Genomic DNA, 24100 nt, shown 5'->3' with positions numbered 1-24100 from the left:
TGAATCCGCTAACGTCCGGGACATGACCAGTGAATCCAGAACTCGTGATCTCGAAGGCCGCTCCGCCCTCGTGACCGGGGCCGGTCGAGGTATCGGCAAGGCCGTGGCGGCCGAATTTCTCGCCCGCGGCGCGAATGTCGTGATCACCGCCCGCACACGCGAGCCTCTCGATGCGGCGGCTGCGGAGCTGACCGCACTCGGCCACGGTGGCACGGTGCTCGCGTTCGCGGGCAACGCCGCCGACGAACAGGCGCGGGCCGACGCCGTCGATCTGGCGGTCACCGAATTCGGTTCGCTCGACATCCTGATCAACAACACAGGTATCAATCCGGTGTTCGGTTCGCTGATGGACGCCGATCTCGACGCGGTGCGCAAGATCTTCGACGTCAACGTCGTGGCCGCGCTCGGGTACATCCAGCACGCCCATCGGGCGTGGATGGGTGCGCACGGCGGCGCGGTGGTGAACGTGGCGAGTGTGGCGGGAATTCGCTCGACGGGGGTGATCGCCGCCTATGGTGCATCGAAGGCCGCACTGATCCGCTTGACGGAGGAGTTGGCGTGGCAGCTGGGTCCGTCGATCCGGGTGAATGCGGTGGCGCCAGCGGTGGTAAAGACGCAGTTTGCCGCGGCACTGGTGGCGGCGGGCGAGGAAACGGTGTCGGCTGGTTATCCGCTCCGGCGCCTGGGTACCCCTCAGGACGTTGCCGGGCTGATCGGCTTCCTCGTCTCGGATGCGGCGTCGTGGATCACGGGCGAGACGGTGCGTGTGGACGGTGGACTTCTCGCCACCGGGTCCCGGTAACTCGCACATGGCGGGATTCGACACCGATGTGGTGGTTCTCGGCGGCGGCCCGGGAGGGCGCTCGCTCGCATACAGGTGTGCGGTGCGGGGATTGTCGGTGACGGTTCTCGATCCGCGCGCCGACCGAGCTTGGACTCCCACCTACGCGATGTGGGAGGACGAGTTGCCCGAATGGGTGGCCGACGGTGTCGTCGCGAGCCGGACCGAACGGCCGGCTGTGTGGGCCACCCGGACCCGAACACTCGATCGCACCTATGTTGTATTGAATACATCCAAACTGCAATCATTTCTGTCGTCGTCATCCGTGCAGTTCAAGACGTTGAGAGCGGAAAGTGTCGACAACAACACCGTCCGAACGGCGGATGGAGCCGAATTCACCGGTGCGGTGATCGTCGACGCGCGCGGCAGTTCTCGCAACACCCACGCCGCGCGACAAACCGCGTACGGCGTGGTCCTCGATCGGGAGTCGGCAGCGCCGGCACTCGGCGGGCAGGAGGCCTGGTTCATGGACTGGCGGGCCGACAACGGCACCGTTCTCGGCGACGCGCCGTCCTTTCTGTACGCCGTCCCCCTCGACGACGATCGCATCCTCCTCGAGGAAACCTGTCTGGTGGGACGGCCACCGCTCGCCCTGTCCGAACTCCGCCGCCGCTTGCACGCCCGCCTCGGGGCCCGCGGCTGCGATGTCCCCGCTGATGCCGATGTCGAGGGGGTGCGGTTTTCCGTCGAGGGTTCGCGTGCACGGCGCGGACCAATCCGGTTCGGTGCTGCGGCTGCGATGATGCATCCCGGTACGGGGTACAGCGTGGCGGCGGCTCTGTCCGAAGCCGACGGTGCGGCGGCGGCGATCGTGAACGGACGCGATCCGAACGCCGTGTTGTGGCCGCCGACCGCGCGGGCAGTGCACGCACTGCGCCGGGTCGGCGTCACGGCGCTGCTGACGCTGCATCACGAGGACGCAGCGGCGTTCTTCGACGTGTTCTTCGCGCTGCCGATCGAGGCCCAACGGGCGTACCTGTCCGACCGACGTGACGTGGTCGGCGCCGCGAAAGCGATGACGGCGATGTTGCGGTCGTCATCGCCGCGGGTGCGCCGGACCCTGCTGCGGGCTCCTCTGCGCTGACGGTTTGTCGCGCACGAACCCGCCAGGGCGACCATCATGGAGGGCATGCGATCGATTTGGAAAGGTTCGATAGCGTTCGGTCTGGTCAACGTTCCGGTGAAGGTGTACTCCGCGACCGAGGATCACGACGTCAAATTTCATCAGGTCCACGCCAAGGACGGCGGCCGGATCAAGTACAACCGGGTGTGCTCCGAGTGCGGGAACATCGTGCAGTTCGCCGACATCGACAAGGCGTACGACGCCGAGGACGGTTCGCGGGTGATCCTCGACGACGAGGATTTCGACAAGCTCCCGGCGGCGGAGAAGCACGAAATTCCGGTATTGGAGTTCGTTCCGACCGAGCAGATCGATCCGGTGCTGTTCGAGAAGAGCTACTTCCTCGAACCTGATTCCGCTTCCCCGAAGGCGTATGTGTTGCTCTCGACGGTGTTGGCGGACAGTGACCGGACCGCGCTGGTTCATTTCACGTTGCGTCAGAAAACCCGGCTGGCGGCGATGCGGACCCGAGACGGCGTACTGGTGATCCAGACGCTGCTGTGGCCGGACGAGGTGCGGGCGGCGGAGTTCCCCTCCCTCGACGGGGTGGAGCCGCCGAAGGAGAAAGAACTGACCATGGCGCAGACACTCGTCGACAGCATGGCGGGAGATTTCGATCCGACGGAGTTCTCCGACGACTACCAACTCCAGCTCCGGCAGTTGCTCGACGAGATGATCGAGAACGGCGGCAAGAAGGTGATCCCGGCGGCCGAGGTCGTCGAGGGTGGTGCCGACGCCGACGTGGTGGATCTCGTGGCCGCGTTGCAGCGCAGCGTCGACGAGGCCAAGGCGCACGGCGGAGACAAGAAACGCGCCTAGAGCACCGCGGCCCGCTCGTTCAGCGCTCGCTGGATCAACGGACCGAAGATCTCGACTCCGGCGTCGGTGAACATGTCGGCGTGCGAGGTCGGGATCGGATGGTCCACGATGGCGCCCGAGGTGAACGGACGCCAGGCCGACGCGGTCCGCGACGGATCGAACTCGACCGGCTGTGCGGAGAAGAACAACAGGTCGCCGTCGTACCGTGTCGGGCGATAACGGTGAGCGAGGTCCGCGCCCGACGAGTACTCGTCGAACAGCCGCGAGATCCGGTCCCTCGACACCAGCGGATGCTCGCCCACCACACCGCGCAGCAGCCGAGCGGCGTCGTCGGCGTCGAGATCCTCGACACCCGAGACGTCGACGCCGAGTCCACCGACCAGTTCGCCGAGTGAGGGCCGGGCGCCCGTCATGTCGGGGTCGGTCAGTACATAGCTGTCGAGCATGATCAGCCCGCCGACGAGCTCCCCCGCGTGCTGTAGTTGTACGGCCGCAGCGTGCGCGACGAGTCCGCCGATCGACCAGCCGAGCAGATGGTAGGGACCGTGCGGCTGGACGGCGCGGATTTCCTCGACGTACCGGGCAGCGAGTTCCTCGACGGAGGCCGCCTCGAAGTCCGGGTCGGTGAGGGCAGGCGACTGCAGTCCGTACAGTGGCCGGTCGGCATCGACGTGGTTGCTCAGGGCGCCGTAGCACCAGGCGAGTCCCACTGCCGGGTGGATGCAGAACAGTGGTTCCGCGTTACCACCTTCACGCAGTGTCAGCAGCACTCCGAGTCCGGCCGCGGTGTCGGTGTGGGTCGGTTGGGTGCCGAGTCGGCGTGCGAGGGTTTCCGGGGTCGAATCGGTGAAGATCCACGACACCGGGATCGATCGTCCGGTGTGTTCTTCGATCGCGGTCATCAGCCGCGTCGCCGCCAACGAGGTTCCGCCGAGGTCGAAGAAATCGGAGTCGGCGAACACCGCTTCGGTGTCGAGGCCGAGAATGTCGGCGAACGCGGCGCTGATCGCGATCTCCCGCGCGTCGGCCGGTCGACGTCCTGCCGTCTGCTCCCGAATGGGTTCGGGTAGCGCGTCGCGGTCGATCTTCCCGGCGGGTGTTCGCGGAATCGTGTCGATGACGACCACCTGCGACGGGACCATGTGCGTCGGAAGCGACGTCGCCGCATGGCGCCGGACGAGCGTGGTGTCGAGTTCGTGCCCGGCCTCGGGAACGAGGTACGACACGATTCGGGCGTCACCGCCGGTACCGATCACGACGGAGAGCGCGGACCGCACCGAGGCTGCGGCTGCGAGGACGGCGTCGATCTCGCCGAGTTCGATTCGGAATCCACGCACCTTCACCTGGTTGTCGGATCGACCGAGATAGGACAGTGAGCCGTCGGATGCTTCCCGCACCAGGTCGCCGGTGCGGTACATCCGGGTTCCCGGCCTACCGTCGGGGTGCGGGACGAACATCGACGCCGTCAAGGCCGCTCGCCCGACGTAGCCGCGTGCCAGCGCCGGACCGCACACGTAGAGCTCACCGACCACCCCGGTGGGTACCCGGTGCAGTCGTGCATCGAGGACCAGTGTCTCGACACCGCGGACCGGGCGCCCGATGTCGGGGATCTCGCCGACGGTGAGGGCGTCGCTGACGGTGACAGCGACAGTTGCCTCGGTGGGTCCGTACGCATTGAACATCTGTCGGTCCGCCGCCCAGCGGGACACCAGTTCCGCGGTGCAGGCGTCACCGCCGACGACGATCACCTCGAGGTCGTCGAGTCCGGCCGGGTCGACGGTCGTCAGAGCCGCGGGGGTCACGAAGGCATGGCTGACTCGTTCGCGGCGCAGCAACTCGTGCAGTTCGGTGCCGCCGTACACGTCCGGGGGTGCGATGACCATGGCGGCGCCGGCTCCGACGGCCAGGAGCAGTTCCAGGATCGACGCATCGAAACTGGGTGAGGCGAAACCGAGTGTCCGCGACGTCGGTTCGATCGAGAATCGTTCGCGTTGTTCGGCGGCCAGGGCTGCCAAGCCGGCGTGCGTGACCAACACGCCCTTGGGCAGGCCGGTGGAGCCGGAGGTGTAGATCAGGTAGGCGGGGTGGCCGAGTTCGAGGGGGACCTCGGGTAGTGCGTCCGGGACGGCACGTTCGAGTTCGGCCTGGAATTCGGGTGTGTCGATCACCGTCCAGGTAGATGCTCCCGGCAGGCGATCGAGGTGTGCTCCGACGGTGAGGCCGAGGGCCGCCCCGCTGTCGGCGAGCATGTGGGTGATCCGGTCGGCCGGGTAGGACGGGTCGACGGGCAGGAAGGCGCCGCCGGCTTTCGCCACTGCCCACAGGGCCACCACGTAGTCCACCGACCGGGCCAGTGCGATGGCGACGACTACGTCCGACCGCACTCCCCGCCCGATCAGAGCCCACGCCAGTGCGTCGGAGCGCCGATCGAGTTCCCGGTAGGTCAGTTGTCGGGCACCGGCCACGTCCACCACGGCGACGGCGTCCGGATCGGCGGCCGCCCGCATCAGCAACTCCGCAAGGGTGGCGGCAGGCGGGTCGAGGGTTTCCTGTGGCGCTCGGGGCGATTCGAGGCACACGTCACCGATCACAGTGGTCGGGGCTGCGGTGAGCGCGCCGAGGACCGCGGTGAACATGTCGGCGAATCGCTCCACGGTGTCCGCGTCGAACAGTGCCCGCGCGTAGGTGAATGTCGCAGCGTACCCGGCGCCCTGCTCCACGATCGTCAACTGCAGGTCGAACTTGGCGATGTCCGGAGCGATTTCCTGCACCTGCACGGCGAGGCCGGGCAAGGCGAAGTCGGTCCGGACTTCGGAGTGGAACGAGACAGCCGTCTGGAAGAGCGGGTGGCGGTCGGTGGTGCGAGGCGGCGAGGTCACTTCCACGACTTGCTCGAACGGAATGTCGGCGTGCGCGAACGCGTCGAGGTCCACCGCGCGCACCGTGTCGAGGAAATCGACGAACCGATCGGAGAGATCGACGGGGGTCCGTAGCGCCACCGTGTTGACGAACATGCCGACCAGATCGTCGAGCACCCGCTTCCCGCGACCGGCGACGGGCGAGCCGATCACGACGTCGGTGCTGCGGGACAGCCGTGCCACAAGCACCGCGAACGCCGCGTGCAGGACCATGAACGGCGTCGATCCGGACGCTGCCGCCAAGGCCGTCACGGCGGCGCGGGTCTGCTCCGCGACAGTGAACCGGACGTGTGCTCCGTCCAGCGACTGGGTCTGTGGACGGGGTCGATCGGTGGGCAGGTCGATCAAATCCGGTGCTCCGTGCAGTGTGTTGCGCCAGAACTGTGCCTGGATGCCGAGCACGCTGGACGCATCGTCGGCGCTGCCGAGGGCAGTACGCTGCCACGACGCGAAGTCCGCGAACTGGATCGGCAACGGTTCACTCGGCGCAGCCGAGCCGCTGGTGTGCGCGAGATAGGCGGTGACGAGATCGCGCAGCAACGGTGTGATCGACGATCCGTCGGCGGCGATGTGGTGAATCACGACGACGAGGACGTGCCGATCGGGTGCCGATTCGAGCAGTAGCGCACGGATCGGGATCTCGTTGCTCACGTCGAATCCACGGGCGGCGAACTGCGTGGGCGAGGTCGACGATCCTCCTCGTTCGAGGATGCGGCGCGGTTCGAGCACCACCTGGATCGGGCCGGAAGCGGTGTCGGGAAACACGGTTCGCAGGATTTCGTGTCGGGTGATCACGTCGAGTATCGCGTTGTCCATGGCGGCGATGTCGAGCGCGCCGTCCAGGACCAGCGCTGCCGGGACGTTGTAGGCGGCCGAGCCGGTGTCGAGCTGGTTGAGGAACCAGATGCGGGCTTGGGCGTACGAGAGGGGAATCTGCGTCGAGCGCTCTCGCGGGGTGATCGGCGGCAGCCCGATCGCCCGCTCGGCGGTGGCGAGATAGGCGGCCAGGGCTCGGACTTCGCTGTGCTCGAAGAGGACTCGAACCGAGATGTCAGTTCCGACGGACTCACTCAAGCGTGCTGCCAGTCGAGTTGCCAGCAGTGAGTTGCCGCCCAGTTCGAAGAAGCTGTCGCGCGCGCCCACCGGTCCGCAGTCGAGCAGTTCCTCGATCGCCGACGCGATCATCCGCTCCAGGTCGGAGGACGGTGGCTCGACGGTGCGTTGGACGGTCTGTGGCTGTGGGAGCGCACTGCGATCGAGTTTGCCGACCGGAGTCAGCGGCAGTAGGTCCACGGCGGTGACGGAGGAGGGAACCATGAAGGCCGGTAGTGCGGCTTTCGCGTGTGCGAGCAGCGCAGGCACGTCCGGCTCCCCCGCCCACACCACGTACGAGGCGAGGACGGTCTGTCCGGCCGGCGAGGTGATGTCGACCGTCACCGCGACGTCGACTCCCGGATATGTGCAGAGCACGGCGTCGATTTCGCCGAGTTCGATGCGGAACCCGCGGATCTTGACCTGATGGTCGGAGCGACCGAGGTATTCGATTTCACCGGTCGCCGTCCATCGGACCATGTCTCCGGTGCGGTACATCCTCGATCCGGCCGGCCCGAACGGCGCTGCGACGAAGCGGGAGGCGGTCAGGCCGGGTCGATCGTGGTAGCCGCGGGCGAGGCCGAGGCCGGCGATGTAGAGCTCGCCGCGCACGCCCCGCGGGACGGGATGTCCGGACGAGTCGAGAACGAGGGCGGCGACTCCTCGGACGGGGCCGCCGATCGTGACCGGCGCGCCCACCGTCAACGCGTCACTGATGCAGACCATGACGGTGGTCTCGGTGGGTCCGTACCCGTTGAAGAGCCGGCGGCCGGGCGCCCATCTGCGGACCAGGTCGGGCGGGCAGGCCTCGCCGCCGACGACCACCGAGCGGAGCACGTCGAGTCCGTCCGGATTCACCGACGCCAGCGCCGACGGTGTGATGAACGCGTGGGTGACCTGCTGTTCGGTCACCAACCGGGCCAGGTCGTCGCCGCCGTAGATCTGCGGCGAGGCGATGACCGTCGTCGCGCCGACGCCGACGGCGAGGAGCAGTTCGAGGATCGAGGCGTCGAAGCTCGGTGAGGAGAAATGGAGCGTCCGTGACGTTTCGTCGATGTCGTAGCGTTGGGTCTGCTCGGCGGCCAGTGCCGCGAGCCCGCGGTGGGTGACGCTCACCCCCTTGGGTTTTCCGGTCGAACCCGAGGTGTAGATGATGTAAGCGACGTTGTCGACGTGGATCGGCGCCGCGGGAACGAACTGTTCGATCCGCGTTTCGTCGACCGGTTCGAGGATCATCCACGGAACGGTCCGCGCGAGGGCGTCCACCTCTGCTGTCGTGGTCAGGCCGCGACTTGCACCCGAGTCGACGAGCATGTGCAGGATGCGGTCCGTCGGATACCGGGGATCGACCGGTACGAAAGCGGCACCGGTCAAGGCGACCGCCCACAGGGCGAGTACCGATTCGACGGATCTGGGGATGGCGATCGCGACGATGTCTTCGGCACCGATTCCCTCGACGGTCAACCGCCGCGCCAGGGTGCACGCGCGTCCGAGTAGCTCACCATAGGTGACGGTGCGGTTCCCGTCGACGACTGCCACCGCGTCAGGAGCCTTGGTCGCGGCGGCGGTGAGAAGGTCGGGCAGGGTGCGGGTCTGCTGCCAATGACGCCCGCGTACCGGCGTCAGGGCCGATCTTTCGTCCGGTGTGAGGACGTCGACATCGGCGATCCGTAGACCCGGATCGGTGGTCACCGCGCGGGCGACCTGCTCGAATCGGGTGGCGATCGCCGCCGCGGTGTTCCGGTCGAACAGGGCGTGCGCGTATCGCAGCGAACCTTCGAGCGCGGTACCGTCGCGGCCGTCGTCGATCAAGGTCAGTTCCAGATCGAATTTCGCGGCGATCGGCTCGAGCGACTGGGCCTCGAACAGCACGTCGCGCACCGTCATGCGGGTGGCGGTCAGATTCTGATGGTAGGAGAGCATCACTTGGAACACAGGGTGTTTCGACGTCGAGCGATCCGGGGCGAGCGCGTCCACCAGGTTTTCGAACGGCAGGTCGGTGTGCGCGAACGCGGCCAGATCCACATCGCGCACGACAGCGAGGTGGTCGGCGAAGGTGAGTTCGGCGTCGACGCGGGTCCGCAGCGCCACCGAATTGACGAACATTCCCACGAGCGCGTCCAGTTCGGGGTTGCCCCGGCCCGCGACCGGGGTGCCGATCACGATGTCGTCGGTCGCGGCGAGTTTCGCCAGGACCACACTCACGATCGCGTGCAGCACCATGAACTGGGTGATCCCGGTACGCGCTGCAAGGGCCCGTAACCGGTACGACACCTCCGGGTCGATCCGGACGGGGACGGTTCCGACGGACGTATCGGCGCGTCCGACGCGAGGTCGGTCGGTGGGAAGTGCCAACTCTTCGGGCGCACCGGCCAGGGTGTCGAGCCAGAATGCGAGTTCGCGTCCGGCGCGGGTGTCCGGGTCGTCGATGCGACCCGACAACTGTTGTTGCCAGAGCGCATAGTCGGCGTACTGCACTGCGAGCGGCGTGAATGTGGGTGCCTCGCCCACCGTCCGCGCGGCGAACGCCTGAGCGAAGTCGGCGGCAAACGGTGTCAGCGACCAACCGTCGAATGCGATGTGGTGCACGACCACGACGAGGACGTGTGACTGCGCCCCGTCAGGTACCAGCAGCGCACGGATCGGCTGCTCGATCGCCATGTCGAACCCTCGCGCCGCGAAGCGGGCCGCTGCGGTGGTCGAGTCGTCGGAACCCACGCCGCGCTGCAACGAGAACTCGACGGCATCGACGGGGTGCACGATTTGCGTGGATCCCTCGGAATCCTCGGCGTAGGTGGTGCGCAGGGATTCGTGCCGGGCGATCACGTCGGTGAGTGCCGCCTCCAGGACGTCGGCGTGGATACGCCCGGTGAGGCGGATCGAGAAGGCGATGTTGTAACTCGGTGACGCCGGGTCGAAGCGGTTGACGAACCACAGACGCTGCTGGGCCGCCGAGAGCGGCACCCGCTCCGGACGATCCTGCGCGGTCAACGCCGGACGGTCGTCGATTCGTTGAGAGCCGGAGCCCAGTCGAGCCGCGAGCCCCTCGACGGTGGGAGCCTCGAAGACGGTGCGGACGTCGACGTCGAATCCGGTGGCGGCGGCCAACCTGGCCGTCAGTTGCGTGGCGATCAACGAATTGCCGCCGAGATCGAAGAAGCTGTCGGTGGCGCCGACGTCGGCGACGTCGAGAAGTGCGGCCAATACGTCGGCGACGGTCCGTTCCAGACCTGCTGCGGGCTCTCGCCGCTCCGTTCCCCGACTGCGCGGTACCGGACGGGGCAAGGCGGCGCGATCGAGTTTTCCGACCGGAGTGAGGGGAATCGTCTCGATGTGCGTGATCGTCGCGGGAATCATGTAGGGCGGCAAGGTGCGTGCCAGGAAATCGAACAGCGGCGCCGTGTCCTCGCCGCCGTCGACAGTGGTCACGTAGGACGCGAGGACGGTTCCGGTGGCGCCGTCCACACCGATCGTCGTGGCGAACGTCACCGCCGGATATTCCATCAGGCGGGCGTCGATCTCACCGAGTTCGATGCGGAATCCACGGATCTTGATCTGGTGGTCGCTGCGGCCGACGTACCGCAGGGTCAGATGTTCGGTCCAGCGCACCAGATCACCGGTTCGGTACATCCGCGAGCCGTCACTGCGGTACGGGTGGGCGATGAAACGGGCTGCGGTCAGCGACGTCCGGCGGTGGTAGCCGCGGGCCACCCCCGGTCCGCCGATGTACAACTCGCCCACCCCCCCGACCGGGACGGGTTGCAGCCGCGAGTCGAGCACCACAGCGTCGATCCCTCTGATCGGTCCGCCGATCGTGATCGGATCGCCGGGTTCGAGCGGATCGCTGATCGCGACCATGACAGTGGTTTCGGTAGGTCCGTACCCATTGTGCAGACGACGGTCCCGACCCCAACTCTCGACGAGTTCCGGTGTGCACACGTCGCCGCCCACGACGACGCATTGGAGGGTTCCGAGACCGTCGGGATCGACGGTGGCCAGCGCCGTCGGCGTGACGAACGCATGGGTGACGGCCCGCTCCCGTAGGAACGCTGCCAGCATGTCACCACCGAACACGTCGGCGGGTGCGATCACCGTCGTCGCGCCACTCGCACCGGCAAGGAGCAGTTCCAGCACAGCGCCGTCGAAACTCGGTGACGCGAAATGCAGAGTGCGCGAACTGGAGTCGATCCGGTACCGGTCGAGCTGTTCGCGGGCGAGGTTGGCCAGTCCCGAATGGGTGAGAACGGTGCCCTTGGGCACTCCGGTGGAACCGGAGGTGTAGATGACGTATGCCGCCGACGCGGTTCCGATCGGGGCGGTTCGTTCGTCGTCCGTGACCGGTGAGGTCGGGTACGTGTCGATGTCCGCGGACACCACCGACTCGCTCGGGTCGATCCAGAACACGGCGTCGTGCTCGGTGGCATGTGGCCCGGCCGACCGGATACCGATCCGAACTCCGGAATCGTCGAGCATGTGGGCGACGCGATCGGCTGGATACCGGGGATCGACAGGCACGAAGACACCGCCGGCCTTGGTGACCGCCCACACCGCGAGGACCGACGCGATACTGCGTTCGAGTGCGAGCGCGACAGGCGCTTCCGCTCCCACTCCCAGATCCATCAGGTATCGAGCAAGCTGATTGGAGCGCTCGTCGAGCTCGCGGTACGTCAGTGAATGGTCGGCGCCCTCGAGCGCCACCGCATCGGGTACGGCAGCGGCTGTCGCTTCGAGTATCCGTGCGAGAGTGCGTTGCGGTTCCGGGTCCGAACCGACCTTCGGGAGAATGCGCTCACGTTCGCCGCTGCTCAGCAGCGGTAAGTCACCGACCTGGGTCGACGGTTGCGCCAGCGCCGATTCGAGCAGTGTCACGAAGTTACGGGCAAGCGCCTCGATCGTCGCGGCGTCGAACAGTTCACTGGTGTACGTGAAGGTGGCGTCGATGCCGTCCGGCTCGACCGACCCGAGTTCGGTGGTGCACGTGCGTTCGGTGATCGTGAGTTCGAGATCGAATTTGCCGATCCCGGTGTCGATCGCCGAGGCCGTCATCGACACACCGGCCACCTCGGCAGTGTGTGCGGTGACGATGCGGGAGGTGATCGCCACCTGGACAACCGGATGGTGTGCGCTCGTCCGCTCCACCTGCAGTGCGTCGACGACCACGTCGAACGGTACGTCCGCATGGGCGAACGCATCCACGTCGACGGACCGGACCGCGTCGAGATACTTCTCGAACGACGCATCGCGATCTACCCGAACCCGCAGCGGCAGCGTGTTGACGAACATGCCGACCAGCAGATCGAGAGACCGCTCGCCGCGGCCGGCGACCGGGGTACCGATCACGATGTCGTCGGTGGCGCCGTAGCGGGCGAGCAGTAGCGCGAAAACGGCGTGCACGGCCATGAACGTGGTGGCCTCGCGTCCTGACGCGAAAGCCGTCAGCCGTCGGTGAGTCGATGCGTCGATCCCGAAGTTCGTATGCGCGCTGCGCATCGTCGGGTCCAGCGGCCGAGGTCGGTCGGTGGGCAGTTCCAGTTGCGCGGGCGCGCCGTGCAGGGTGTCGGTCCAGAACGCGATCTGTCGTGCGGCAGGCGAGCCCGGGTCTGCGAGATCACCGAGAAATTCGCGTTGCCGGAGCGCGTAGTCCGCGTACTGCAGGGGCAGCGGCGGCCAGTGCGGCGCGGCGCCGGCGGCTCGGGCTGCGTACGCTGCCGTCAGATCAGCGGCGAACGGTGCAAGTGACCATCCGTCGGCCACGATGTGGTGCAGGACCAGCACGAGGATCGACTCGTCGCCGTCCACGACGTCCATCAGGATCCAACGCAGCGGACGTTCGGTGCGCAGGTCGAATCCCGCCGAAGCGAACTCGTGGATCTGCGCGTTCACCGTTCGGCGGGTCGACTCGATCCGTGTCAGCGGTGTCGCGGGGTGGTCGACGTCGAGGATCTGCTGCACCGGATACTCCCCCGGCTGCGGAAAGATCGTGCGCAGGGATTCGTGCCGGGCCACCACGTCACCGAGGGCGGCTTCGAGAGCGTCGACATCGATCGCGCCACGCAAAGACACCGAAAACGGGATGTTGTAGGCGCCGGACTCCGGGGCCACCCGGTTCAGGAACCACAAGCGTTGCTGCGCCGGGGCCAAATCGAGCACATCGGGTCGAGGCTGCGGTCCGATCGCTTCAGCGGCCGTCGTCACGGACTCTCGATCCATCGCCGCGGCGATACCGGCAACTGTGGGCTGATCGAAGAACGCCCGCAATGGAATACGGGAACCGGTCGCCTCGGCCAGCCGGGCGACCACAGTCGTGGCGACGAGTGAGTTTCCGCCGAGCCGGAAGAAACTGTCGTCGAGCCCGAGCGGCTCACACCCGAGTACGTCCGCGAGAGTCTCCGCCACCAGGATCTCGTGTTCGGTGACCGGTGGCCGGAAGTCGGTGACGGAACCCAGAATCGGCGCCGGTAGTGCACGATGATCGAGTTTGCCGTTGGTGGTCAGCGGAATCGAGTCGATTGTCATGACAGCGTCGGGAACCATGTACGACGGCAAGCGCTCACCCGCCCACGAGCGGAGCACCTCGGTGTCCACCCGGGAGGACCCAGCGGTCACGTACGTCACCAGGGCGCCGCCGGCCGGGGTAGGGGCCACCACCGTGACCGCCTCGACGATCTCCGGCGCACTGCGGATGACGGCGTCGATCTCACCGAGTTCGATCCGGTATCCGCGCAGTTTGACCTGCGCATCGCCACGTCCGACGTATTCGAGGCGCCCTGGCGCCGCCCAACGGGCTCGATCACCCGAGCGGTACAGGCGTCGACCGTCCGACGTGAACGGATCGGCCACGAACCGGCCGGCGCTCAGCGACGGGCGACTGAGATAGCCGCGGGCGAGTTGCCCGCCCGCGACGTAGATTTCGCCGACCACGCCGACCGGTACCGGTGCCAGCCGGTCGTCGAGGAGATAGACCCGCAGCCCGTCGATGGCGTCCCCGATTCGGCTTCCGGATACCGGAGCTGTCGTCGTGGCATCGAGGTCGAAACGTGTTACGTGCACCGTGGTTTCGGTGATGCCGTACATGTTCACCAATTGCGGGACCGAGTCCGTGTGACGCCCGTACCAACGATCGAGCCGGCGCACGTCCAGCGCTTCGCCGCCGAAGATCACGTATCGCAGACTCGTGGTGGAGTCGGCGATCCGATCAGCCTCGATGTACTGGTAGAACGCCGACGGCGTCTGGTTGAGTACGGTCACACCTTCGGCGGCGACGACGGCACGGAACTTCTCCGGATCGCGGGCCAGATCGTGGTCGACCAGAATCAACCGTCCGCCGTGCAGGAGGGCACCCCACAGTTCCCAGACCGAGAAGTCGAACGCGAACGAATGGAACATCGTCCACACGTCGTTCGGCCCGAAGTCGAAGTCGGTGCGGGTGTTCTCGAACAGTCGCACCACCGTCTCGTGGGTGACGGCAACACCCTTGGGACGTCCGGTGGAACCCGAGGTGTAGATGACATAGGCCAGATTTGCCGCTGAGTGAAAACCGGACGGGGTGATCGCCGCCTCCGAATATCCGTCGGCATCGACCCCGATCGAGGGAACCGCCCCAAGCTCGTCGCCGGTGTCGTCGGTGATGCCCGCGACCGGCTTCGCGTCGTCGGTGATGACGGCGACCGGCTTCGCATCGGCGACGATGTAGGCGATCCGGTCGGCCGGGTGCGCGCGGTCCAGTGGCAGGTACGCACCGCCGGCTTTGAGTACGGCGATCACGGCAACTACCAGGTCGACCGATTTTCCGAGCATCACTCCGACGATCGACTCGCTGCGCACACCGAGGCGGATCAGCTTGCGCGCCAGACGGTTCGACCGCTCGTCGAGTTCGCGGTACGTGATCCGAACCGAATCGGCGACGACGGCGTCGGTATCGGAGAACTCGGCCGCAGCAGCCGAGAAGACCTCGACGAGCGTACGGGTGGTCGCCGCGGGCAGCGCAGGCGGCACCAGCGCCAGTCGATCGTCCGGCCGAAGGAGGTCGACGGCAGCGAGTGCTCCGTCCGGGGTGGTGATCATCGCGGTGAGAATTCGCAGGAACCTATCTGCGAGGTCGGCAGCCTGATCCGCCGGGCCCAACCAATCGAGGAGTCCGGTGATCCGACGGTCGGTACCTTCACCCGAACCGGTGGGGACGGACAGCGAGATCAACAGTTCGGGTACACATGCCAGATCCGAGGCGATGGGAGCACCGACCATCAGTCCGGGGAAGCCCGGATGCGCGTCCACCGGCTCCTCGAAGCAGATCATCGCCCGAAACGACGGACCTGGATCAACCGACTTTCGTTCGCCGATCGCCGAGGTCACCGCGGAAAACAGGATGTCGGCGTGTTCGAGCGCCTCGACGGCGACGGAGTCCACGGTGCGGATCAGCGCCGCCATCGACGATGTGGGCGAGACAGCGGTCCGCAACACGAGTTGGTTGGCGAACATCGAGACGAAATCATCCGGATTGTTGGCACCGTACCCGCGAACCGATACTCCGATCGACACCTCCTCCGAGGTACCCAGACGGCGCAGAAGCCCGGTCATCGCGGTGTGGAGCACCACGAACAGGCTCGTACCCGCCGCTTCCGCCAACGCGTCGAGCTGCGCGAGCATCTCGTGTTCGACGACGACGGCGGTGGTGGACCGGCCACCGGATTCGGCTACCGGAAGTCCGAGTTCTTCGGCCGGGACGGCGAGTTTCGCGGTCCAGTATTCGAGGTTGGTGGCCTGCTGTACTCGCCCGACCCACGTCGACGCGGACTCCGGGTCGACGTTCATCAACTGTGTCGTCGTCGATGCCGCGCAGAACAGGTCCAGGAACTCGAGAAACCGGTGGTGATGGCGGGCGAGATCGTCGTCGGAGTACAGGTCGGGATTGGCCACGAAATCGATCTGCAACTCGGACCCGGTCGACGTCTGGTACACGTTGACCGACAGGTCTTCGATCGGACCGGTCGCGAGAACTCGGAGTAGTCCGTGTGCGTCCCCGAGGACGACGCCGGTGTGGAAAAGCATCAGATTGACCAGCGGGCCACCGAAATCGCGCCGAACCACCCGGTCCCCGGTCAGGTCGAGATCACGGCGAAGATCCTCGTACCGGTACTTCTGGTGGCGGAGCGCGCCGGTGAGCTCGAGCTTCATCTCCCTGAGGAGTGATCCCACATCCAGAGTCGGATCGACTCTGGATGTGATCGGTACGACGTTCGACATCATGCCGCCGGATCGGCGGGCAGCTTTGGTGGTTCGCCCCGACACCGGCAGGCTAAGTGTCACGTCCCGGACACCGACAGCGCGAGCGAGGTACGCGGCGAGGGCACCGACGATCAGGGTTGCGGTGCTCACGTCGTGTCTGTCGGCGCCGCGGTAGATCGCCGACCCGAGCGCTCTGGGTACCGTGACCGAACTCAGCCGGGTGCGGACGGTCGACGGGGCGGATCTGCCGGCAAGTGACGTGGCTGCGCCTGCCCGTCGCATCTTCCCGTGCCAGTACTCACGATCGCGAGCCCGCCGGGACGAATGCTGGTAATCCGCTTCCGACCCGACGAGGGACTGCAACGATTCGGCAACCAGCTCCGGCACCGGATGCCCGAGGACGAGAGCCGTGTAGATTTCCGCAGCGCGGCTCATCATCGCCATGGCGCCGAACCCGTCGAGCGCGACGTGGTGGATCCGGCTGTACCAGTAGTGGTGACCGTCGTCGAGTATCAGAACGGCCAGCAGCACCATTCGCTCGCGGAGTGGGTCGACCGGGCGTGTGTACTCGTCGTGCATCCACCTGCGCGCGGCCGCTGCCGGATCGGCTTCCGCTCGCAGATCGACCACGGTGAGGGTGTCCTGCAATTCGGGGTCGACGTACTGCATGACGATCCCGTCGATCTCGACCAGTCGAAGGTACCCGGATCCGATCTCCCGTCCAGCCCGTTTCGAGGCTGTGACCAGCGCATCGAGGTCGAGAGCACCGGAGATGTCGAAATACTGGGCGATGCATACCGGAACTTCCGGTCGAAGCTGCTGGGCGACGAGCAGCGCATGCTGAGCGGCCGAGAGCGGGAAGGCATCGATGGGATGAACTGATGCGAATCCTCGATCGGGACTGCCTTCCACGCGTATCTCCCTTGTATGGCTCGTCATGATGCAGACGGACGAAATTACTCCCCCACCGACCGCCCCGAGCCGTGAGGAGCCCGTGGTGCAGCTCCGAAATCCGAATCCACACCAAACGTCCATTCGGGACTATTGTCCTCTATATAATGACACTAGGTCCCGGGGAAACAAACCGGAGTGCCGGCACCTCGAACGGTGCCGACACTCCGATAGAAGCTTGTTCAGTTATTCTGCCAGACGGCAGGCGTCAGACTGTGAAACCCAATGCGCGCAATTGTTCGCGTCCGTCTTCGGTGATCTTGTCCGGCCCCCACGGCGGCAGCCACACCCAGTTGATCTTCATGTCCGTGCAGAGATCACTACGCACCAACGCACCACGGGCTTGATCTTCGATCACATCGGTCAGCGGACACGCCGCCGACGTCAAAGTCATGTCGATGGTCACGACCCCCTCGTCCTCGAACAAGCCGTACACCAAACCGAGGTCAACCACGTTGATGCCCAGTTCGGGGTCGACGACGTCGCGCATCGCCTCTTCGAGCTCGTCCAGCCGCTCCGGCGAGGGCACAGTGCCACTGCCCTGGGCCCCACCGAACTCAGCGGTGGAATCGGGGTTCGGATTCGCCGGCGTACCCACCTCGGCGTCCTGTGTTGCCTGTGTCTCGGTCATGATCCCTGTCCTCCACTTGAAACTGCCGTGTCGACCAATTCGGACGTCCCGTCCTGCACACCAGCGGCTCCGCCGACCTGCACACCAGCGGCTCCGCCAACCTGCACACCAGCGGCTCCGCCAACCTGCACACCAGCGGCTCCGCCGACCTGCACACCAGCGGCTCCGCCGTCCTGCACACCAGCGGCTCCGCCGTCGACGATCTGAACGACCGCGTCCTTGAAAGCCATCCATCCGAGCAGCGCACACTTCACACGCGCCGGGTACTTCGCCACACCGGCGAACGCGATGCCGTCGCCGATCACATCCTCGTCACCCTCGACGGTTCCGCGACTGCTCACCATCTCGCTGAACGCAGTCACCGTCCTCAGCGCCTCGGTGACCTGCATCCCGATCACCAGGTCGTTGAGCACCGAGGTCGACGCCTGGCTGATCGAGCAACCCTGCCCGTCGTAGGAGACGTCGGACACCGTTCCGTCATCGTCGATCTGAACCCGAAGTGTCACCTCGTCGCCGCACGTCGGATTGACGTGGTGCACTTGCGCACCGAACGGTTCACGGAGTCCGCGGCCGTGCGGATGCTTGTAGTGATCGAGGATCACTTCCTGATACATCTGCTCCATGCGCATGATTCAGCTCAACTCCTCGGTGACCCCGAAAAATTCCCCGTCGGCGGTGCCGAAAAACTGCTGAGCCCGCCTGATCGCCGCCGCCAGCACGTCGATCTCCGCCACCGTGTTGTACAGCGCGAACGACGCCCGTGCTGTCGCCGCGACACCGAACTTACGGTGCAGCGGCCACGCGCAGTGATGCCCGACGCGGATGGCGACACCGTCGTCGTCGAGAATCTGCCCCAGGTCATGGGCGTGAATACCGTCCACGACGAAAGAAATCGCTCCGCCACGGTTTTCCGCCGTCAGCGGCCCGATGATCCGTAAACCGTCGATCGCCGACAGTTTCGTGAGCGCAGCCTCCACCAGCACGTGCTCGTGGGCGGCGACGGCGTCCATCCCGAAAGTGTTCAGGTAGTCGACGGCAGCACCGAGACCGACCACCTGCGACGTCATCTGGGTGCCTGCCTCGAAACGCTGCGGCGGGGCGGCGTACGTCGTCGCCTCCATCGTGACCGTTTCGATCATCGACCCTCCGGTGATGAACGGGGGCATAGCCGCCAGCAGCGCGGCCTTCCCGTACAGGGCCCCGATTCCGGTGGGGCCGAGCATCTTGTGACCGGAGAACGCCGCGAAATCCACGTCGAGCACATGGAAGTCGACCGGCATGTGCGGCACCGACTGGCAGGCGTCGAGCACTACGAGAGCGCCGACCGCTCGGGCCCGACGCACCAGTTCCTCGACCGGCGCCACGGCGCCGGTGACGTTGGACTGATGTGTGAAGGCAACCACCTTCACCGCATCCGTCAACTCCAGCGAGTCCAGGTCTATCCGCCCGTCGTCGGTAATGGTGTACCACCGGAGCGTTGCACCGGTACGACGCGCAAGCTCCTGCCACGGAACCAGATTCGCATGATGTTCGAGTTCGGTGATGACGATCTCGTCACCGGGGCCGACATGTCGATCGAAGCGGTCGTCGCCCAGGACGTACGTCACCAGGTTCAAGGCTTCGGTGGCGTTCTTCGTGAACGCCAGTTCGTCGGTATCGGCACCCACGAACGCCGCAATGGCGGCGCGGGCGTTCTCGTAGGCGTCGGTCGCCTCTTCGGCAAGCTGATGAGCACCCCGGTGCACGGCCGCGTTGCACGTGGTCAAGAACTCCCGTTCCGCATCGAGAACCTGGACAGGTCGCTGCGATGTGGCACCGGAGTCCAAGTACACCAAGGGTTTTCCGTCGCGCACCGTCCGCGCCAGAATCGGGAAATCGGCCCGAACTCCTATGACGTCGAGCTCACGCACCGAGGTGGTCATCGTGGATTACGCTCCCTGAGTAGCGGGCACGTCCGCAGTGAAACGAACGTAGCCGTTGGTCTCGAGTTCGTCGGCCAGTTCCGGTCCACCGGACTCGACGACGCGACCGTTGACGAAAACGTGAACGAAGTCGGGGGTGATGTAGCGCAGAATGCGCGTGTAGTGCGTGATCAGCAGAACGCCACCGTTCTCACGCTCCTTGTAACGGTTCACGCCCTCGGAGACGGTACGCAGAGCGTCGACGTCGAGGCCGGAATCGGTCTCGTCGAGGATAGCGATCTTCGGCTTGAGCATGCCCAGCTGCAGGATCTCGTGGCGCTTCTTCTCACCACCGGAGAAGCCTTCGTTGACGGACCGCTCGATGAACGACGGATCGATCTCGAGTTCGCCGAGCGCTTCCTTGACTTCCTTGACCCAGTGGCGGAGCTTGGGAGCCTCGCCGCGCACGGCAGTCGCTGCGGTGCGCAGGAAGTTGGACATGGACACGCCGGGTACCTCGACGGGGTACTGCATGGCGAGGAACAGACCGGCGCGGGCGCGCTCGTCGACGCTCATCTCGAGAACGTTTTCACCGTTGAGGGTGATCGAGCCCGAGGTCACCTGGTACTTGGGGTGACCGGCGATGGCGTACGACAACGTCGATTTACCCGAGCCGTTGGGGCCCATGATCGCGTGGGTCTCACCGGAGCGGACCGTGAGGTCGACGCCCTTGAGGATCTGGATGGGATCGGCGTTCGCATCGGAGTTGGCGACCTCGACGTGCAGGTCACGAACCTCGAGAACCGAGGTGGGGTTTTCCGTGGTGTTGTCACTGGTAGACATGAAATTCCTTCAAGATGGGAAGTATCCGTGCGGTGGGGAGCCGAGCGCGTCGCGGTCAGGAACCGACAGCGGCGAGTTCGGCTTCGACCGCGGCTTCGAGGCGATCGCGCACCTCGGGTACAGCGATCTTGTTGATGATCTCGTGGAAGAACCCGCGCACGACCAGGCGACGCGCCTGGTCCTCCGGGATGCCGCGAGCACGCAGATAGAACAGCTGCTCGTCGTCGAAACGTCCCGTGGCACTGGCGTGCCCGGCACCGACGATCTCCCCGGTCTCGATCTCGAGGTTCGGCACGGAATCCGCGCGTGCCCCATCGGTGAGGACGAGGTTGCGGTTGAGTTCGAACGTCTCGGTGCCTTCGGCTGCGGCGCGGATGAGAACGTCTCCGATCCACACGGTGTGCGCGTCCGGCTTGCCCGGCTCACCTTGCAGAGCGCCCTTGTAGACCACGTTGGACTTGCAGTTCGGCTGCGAATGATCAACCAGCAGACGCTGCTCCAAGTGTTGACCGGCGTCGGCGAAGTACAGGCCGAGCAGTTCGGCGTCGCCACCCGGACCGTCGTACTTGACGGTGGCGGAAAGTCGTACCAAGTCACCGCCGAGGCTGATCGAGGTGTAGCGCAGTACCGCGTCGCGGCTCAGACGGGCGTGATGGGACGTCACGTGCACGGCGTCGTCAGCCCAGTCCTGAATGGCGACCACGGTCAGCTGAGCGCTGTCGCCGACCACGAATTCGACGTTCTCGGCGAATGTTCCGCTGCCGCGCTGGTCGATGACGACCGTGACCTTGGCGAACTGCGCCAGCCGAATCTGGGTGTGGCCGTAGGCGACGTTACCGGCGCCGGGGCCGGTGACCGTGATCACGACAGGCTTGTCCACCTCGACCTCGGCGCCCACCGACAGAACCGTCGCAGCGTCGAAACTCGAATATGCCTGCGCTGCAATACGGTCGGCGGGAACTCCGGCCGTTCCGAGGCGCTCGTCGTCGCGTCCGACCGTCTCGACGGTGACGTCACTGCCGGACTCGACATCCACGGTCACCGACGCATTGGCAACGGCACTGCCGTCGTGCAGGCCACGGAGACGACGCAGCGGTGTGAACCGCCAGATCTCGTCGCGGCCTCCTGGAACCTCGAAGGCGTTGACGTCGTACGACGAGAACTGCTCGCCCTTGTTCGTGATGGGTGAACCCGTGGCGGCACCCTTGGTGGGAGCGGTCGGGTTCTCCCCGACGACAGCTCCGATTACTCCGGTCTCTGGCGTGGTCACTAACCCACTGCCCCTTCCATCTGAAGTTCGATAAGGCGGTTGAGCTCGAGCGCGTACTCCATGGGGAGTTCCTTCGCGATGGGCTCGACGAATCCACGCACGATGGTGGCCATGGCCTCGTCCTCGGTCAGTCCGCGGCTCATCAGGTAGAAGAGCTGGTCGTCACTGACCTTCGAGACGGTGGCTTCGTGACCCATCGTGACGTCGTCCTCGCGGATGTCGACGTACGGGTAGGTGTCGCTGCGGCTGATCTGATCGACCAGCAGTGCATCACACTTGACCGTCGACTTGGAGCCGTGCGCACCCTTGTTGACCTGCACGAGACCGCGGTACGACGCGCGGCCACCGCCGCGAGCGACGGACTTGCTGATGATCGTCGACGACGTGTACGGCGCGAGGTGGAGCATCTTGGCGCCGGTGTCCTGATGCTGTCCCTCACCGGAGAAGGCGACGGAGAGAACCTCACCACGAGCATGCTCACCCATCAGCCACACGGCCGGGTACTTCATGGTGACCTTGGAACCGATGTTGCCGTCGACCCACTCCATCGATCCACCGGCTTCGACCTTGGTGCGCTTGGTGACCAGGTTGTAGACGTTGTTGGACCAGTTCTGGATGGTCGTGTAGCGGCAGTGGCCGCCCTTCTTCACGATGATCTCGACAACGGCGGAGTGCAGCGAGTCGGACTTGTAGATCGGTGCGGTGCAACCTTCGACGTAATGCACGGATGCGTCTTCGTCGACGATGATCAGGGTGCGCTCGAACTGACCCATGTTCTCGGTGTTGATCCGGAAGTACGCCTGCAGCGGGATGTCCACGTGGACTCCCGGCGGGACGTAGATGAACGAGCCGCCGGACCACACGGCGGTGTTGAGCGCGGAGAACTTGTTGTCGCCGGCCGGGATGACGGAGCCGAAGTATTCCTTGAACAGCTCAGGATGCTCACGCAGACCGGTGTCGGTGTCGAGGAAGATGACACCCTGCTGCTCGAGATCTTCACGGATCGAGTGGTAGACGACCTCGGACTCGTACTGCGCTGCGACGCCGGCCACGAGGCGTTGCTTCTCCGCCTCGGGGATGCCGAGCTTGTCGTACGTGTTCTTGATGTCTTCAGGCAGGTCTTCCCACGACTCGGCCTGCTTCTCGCTCGAGCGCACGAAGTACTTGATGTTGTCGAAGTGGATGCCTTCGAGGTCGGAGCCCCAGTTCGGCATCGGCTTCTTGTCGAAGGTGCGCAACGCCTTGAGACGGATGTCGAGCATCCACTCGGGCTCGCTCTTCTTGGCGGAGATGTCCCGCACGACAGCCTCGGACAACCCGCGCTGGGCGCTGGCTCCCGCGACGTCGGAATCGGACCAGCCGTAGCCGTAGTGGCCGAGGGACGCGATGGTCTCTTCCTGCGTGAGCGGCTCGGTGCCTGCAGCCGCGGCGCTGCTACCTGCTGCAGCGGTGGTCGCCTGGTCTGATGTGACGGTCATGCGAGCTCCTTCCGGAGTCTTGTTCTCTTGACGGCTGCTCTGCTGCGGCGAGGGCTGGTCGCGGCGGACGAGCAGTTCTGACGGTGACGAACTAGCTGCTGAAAATCTTGTCGAGCGCGGGAACGTCGTCATCTGCTCCCGCTGGGCACGAGCGGCACGTGCGTCGTGCAGGCGCAATCACCGTTCGCAATGGTCGCGAGCCGTTGGACGTGCGTTCCGAGTAGTTGTCGAAACGCCTCCTGTTCGGCGTCGCAGAGTTCTGGAAACTCTTCTGCTACATGAGAAACCGGGCAGTGGTGTTGGCAGATCTGCACACCGTTTCCGACCGGCCTGGTGGAGGCGGCGAATCCGACCGCGTTGAACGCTTCGGCAATGGCGTCGGCCGTTGCCTCGACAGTGTCGATCTTCGTGGGATCGGCGGCCTCGACGTCACCGACGATCGCCGCCACCCGCCGTTTGGCAAATTCCTCGATGGCCGCGTCACCGCCGATCTCACGCAGTTGCCGCATGGCGGCACCGGCAAGGTCGTCGTACGCATGACCGAGACGCCCGCGTCCGGTGGCGGTGATCTGGAACTGCTTGGCCGGGCGTCCGCGTCCACGCTGACGTAGAGCGGATACCGACGCGGTGCGGGCTTCGCCGGACTCGATGAGTGCGTCGAGGTGACGTCGGACACCCGCCGCACTCACACCCAGACGAGTACCGATCTCGGAGGCCGTGATCGGACCTTCTTCGAGCAGTAACTTGACCACTGCTGCGCGAGTCTGGCCTTCGACACTGACCGTCACCGGATGTGCGGCAGGACTCGACGAGGCCGCTGCAGAGGGCTGACCTGCAACTTCCTGCTTTCGAGTGCCTGTCGCATTTCTTTTCACAACACAAGTGTGACGGAATTCTTTTCGCAGGTCTACTAAGGGCATCCTGCATTACATTCGGGAATAACGGGTCGGTCGCCGTTGTTCGTGGTTGTCTGAACCACTTCCGCGAGCCGCTACGCTGCCAGTTGTGCCG

Annotated in this window: 10 protein-coding genes and 1 pseudogene; 3 read left to right on the top strand and 8 right to left on the bottom strand. The window is 65.7% G+C overall.

The features are described 5' to 3' along the window. Window positions 1–22: 22 nt before the first annotated feature. The 3 genes from ABH922_RS10155 to ABH922_RS10145 are packed head-to-tail and all read left to right on the top strand — an operon-like array spanning window position 23 to window position 2780. A complete protein-coding gene (locus ABH922_RS10155; protein WP_424806803.1) occupies window positions 23–802 on the top strand; it encodes an SDR family oxidoreductase in 780 nt (259 codons plus the stop codon). 7 nt (window positions 803–809) lie between these two features. Then, window positions 810–1925, top strand: a complete 1116-nt coding sequence (locus ABH922_RS10150) for a lycopene cyclase family protein (protein ID WP_424806802.1) — start codon at window positions 810–812, stop codon at window positions 1923–1925. Between the two features lie 36 nt (window positions 1926–1961). Continuing rightward, window positions 1962–2780, top strand: a complete 819-nt coding sequence (locus ABH922_RS10145; protein ID WP_424806801.1) for a Ku protein — start codon at window positions 1962–1964, stop codon at window positions 2778–2780. Here the strand turns inward: ABH922_RS10145 and ABH922_RS10140 are convergent. From ABH922_RS10140 to ABH922_RS10105, 8 genes and pseudogenes are all read right to left on the bottom strand, one after another. Further along, the gene (locus ABH922_RS10140) at window positions 2777–16927 is read right to left on the bottom strand and encodes an amino acid adenylation domain-containing protein (RefSeq protein WP_424806800.1); all 14151 of its coding nucleotides are present in this window, start codon (window positions 16925–16927) and stop codon (window positions 2777–2779) included. The genes ABH922_RS10145 and ABH922_RS10140 overlap by 4 nt on opposite strands. Window positions 16928–17174: 247 nt before the next feature. After that, on the bottom strand, window positions 17175–17597 hold the full coding sequence (locus ABH922_RS10135; RefSeq protein ID WP_424806799.1) for a metal-sulfur cluster assembly factor: 423 nt from the start codon (window positions 17595–17597) through the stop codon (window positions 17175–17177). Between the two features lie 190 nt (window positions 17598–17787). Further along, a pseudogene (gene sufU, locus ABH922_RS10130) lies at window positions 17788–18226 on the bottom strand (Fe-S cluster assembly sulfur transfer protein SufU); the annotation flags it as partial. A gap of 3 nt (window positions 18227–18229) precedes the next feature. Beyond that, a complete protein-coding gene (locus ABH922_RS10125; protein ID WP_424806798.1) occupies window positions 18230–19519 on the bottom strand; it encodes a cysteine desulfurase in 1290 nt (429 codons plus the stop codon). Between the two features lie 6 nt (window positions 19520–19525). Continuing rightward, a complete protein-coding gene (gene sufC, locus ABH922_RS10120; RefSeq protein WP_424806797.1) occupies window positions 19526–20341 on the bottom strand; it encodes a Fe-S cluster assembly ATPase SufC in 816 nt (271 codons plus the stop codon). Between the two features lie 55 nt (window positions 20342–20396). Further along, on the bottom strand, window positions 20397–21611 hold the full coding sequence (sufD, locus tag ABH922_RS10115) for a Fe-S cluster assembly protein SufD (RefSeq protein ID WP_424806796.1): 1215 nt from the start codon (window positions 21609–21611) through the stop codon (window positions 20397–20399). Then, window positions 21611–23089 (bottom strand): Fe-S cluster assembly protein SufB, encoded by a 1479-nt coding sequence (gene sufB, locus ABH922_RS10110; protein WP_424806795.1) that lies wholly within the window; start codon window positions 23087–23089, stop codon window positions 21611–21613. Before sufB ends, sufD begins: the two co-directional genes overlap by 1 nt. A gap of 128 nt (window positions 23090–23217) precedes the next feature. Then, window positions 23218–24009 carry a helix-turn-helix transcriptional regulator gene (locus ABH922_RS10105; protein WP_424806794.1) on the bottom strand — a complete coding sequence of 264 codons (792 nt, stop codon included), beginning with the start codon at window positions 24007–24009 and terminating at the stop codon, window positions 23218–23220. Window positions 24010–24100 lie beyond the last annotated feature (91 nt).

The organism is Rhodococcus sp. 27YEA15, from assembly GCF_049739425.1.
In the GTDB taxonomy this organism is placed as follows: Bacteria; Actinomycetota; Actinomycetes; order Mycobacteriales; family Mycobacteriaceae; genus Rhodococcus_F.
This window is presented reverse-complemented; position numbering and strand designations above follow the sequence as displayed.

Excerpts from the sequence above, each read along its gene's own strand:
- ABH922_RS10155 (WP_424806803.1), top strand. The coding sequence starts at position 23 with ATGACCAGTGAATCCAGAACTCGTGATCTCGAAGGCCGCTCCGCCCTC.
- ABH922_RS10150 (WP_424806802.1), top strand. The coding sequence starts at position 810 with ATGGCGGGATTCGACACCGATGTGGTGGTTCTCGGCGGCGGCCCGGGA.
- ABH922_RS10145 (WP_424806801.1), top strand. The coding sequence starts at position 1,962 with ATGGAGGGCATGCGATCGATTTGGAAAGGTTCGATAGCGTTCGGTCTG.
- ABH922_RS10135 (WP_424806799.1), bottom strand. The coding sequence starts at position 17,597 with ATGACCGAGACACAGGCAACACAGGACGCCGAGGTGGGTACGCCGGCG.
- ABH922_RS10125 (WP_424806798.1), bottom strand. The coding sequence starts at position 19,519 with ATGACCACCTCGGTGCGTGAGCTCGACGTCATAGGAGTTCGGGCCGAT.
- sufC (WP_424806797.1), bottom strand. The coding sequence starts at position 20,341 with ATGTCTACCAGTGACAACACCACGGAAAACCCCACCTCGGTTCTCGAG.
- sufB (WP_424806795.1), bottom strand. The coding sequence starts at position 23,089 with ATGACCGTCACATCAGACCAGGCGACCACCGCTGCAGCAGGTAGCAGC.
- ABH922_RS10105 (WP_424806794.1), bottom strand. The coding sequence starts at position 24,009 with ATGCCCTTAGTAGACCTGCGAAAAGAATTCCGTCACACTTGTGTTGTG.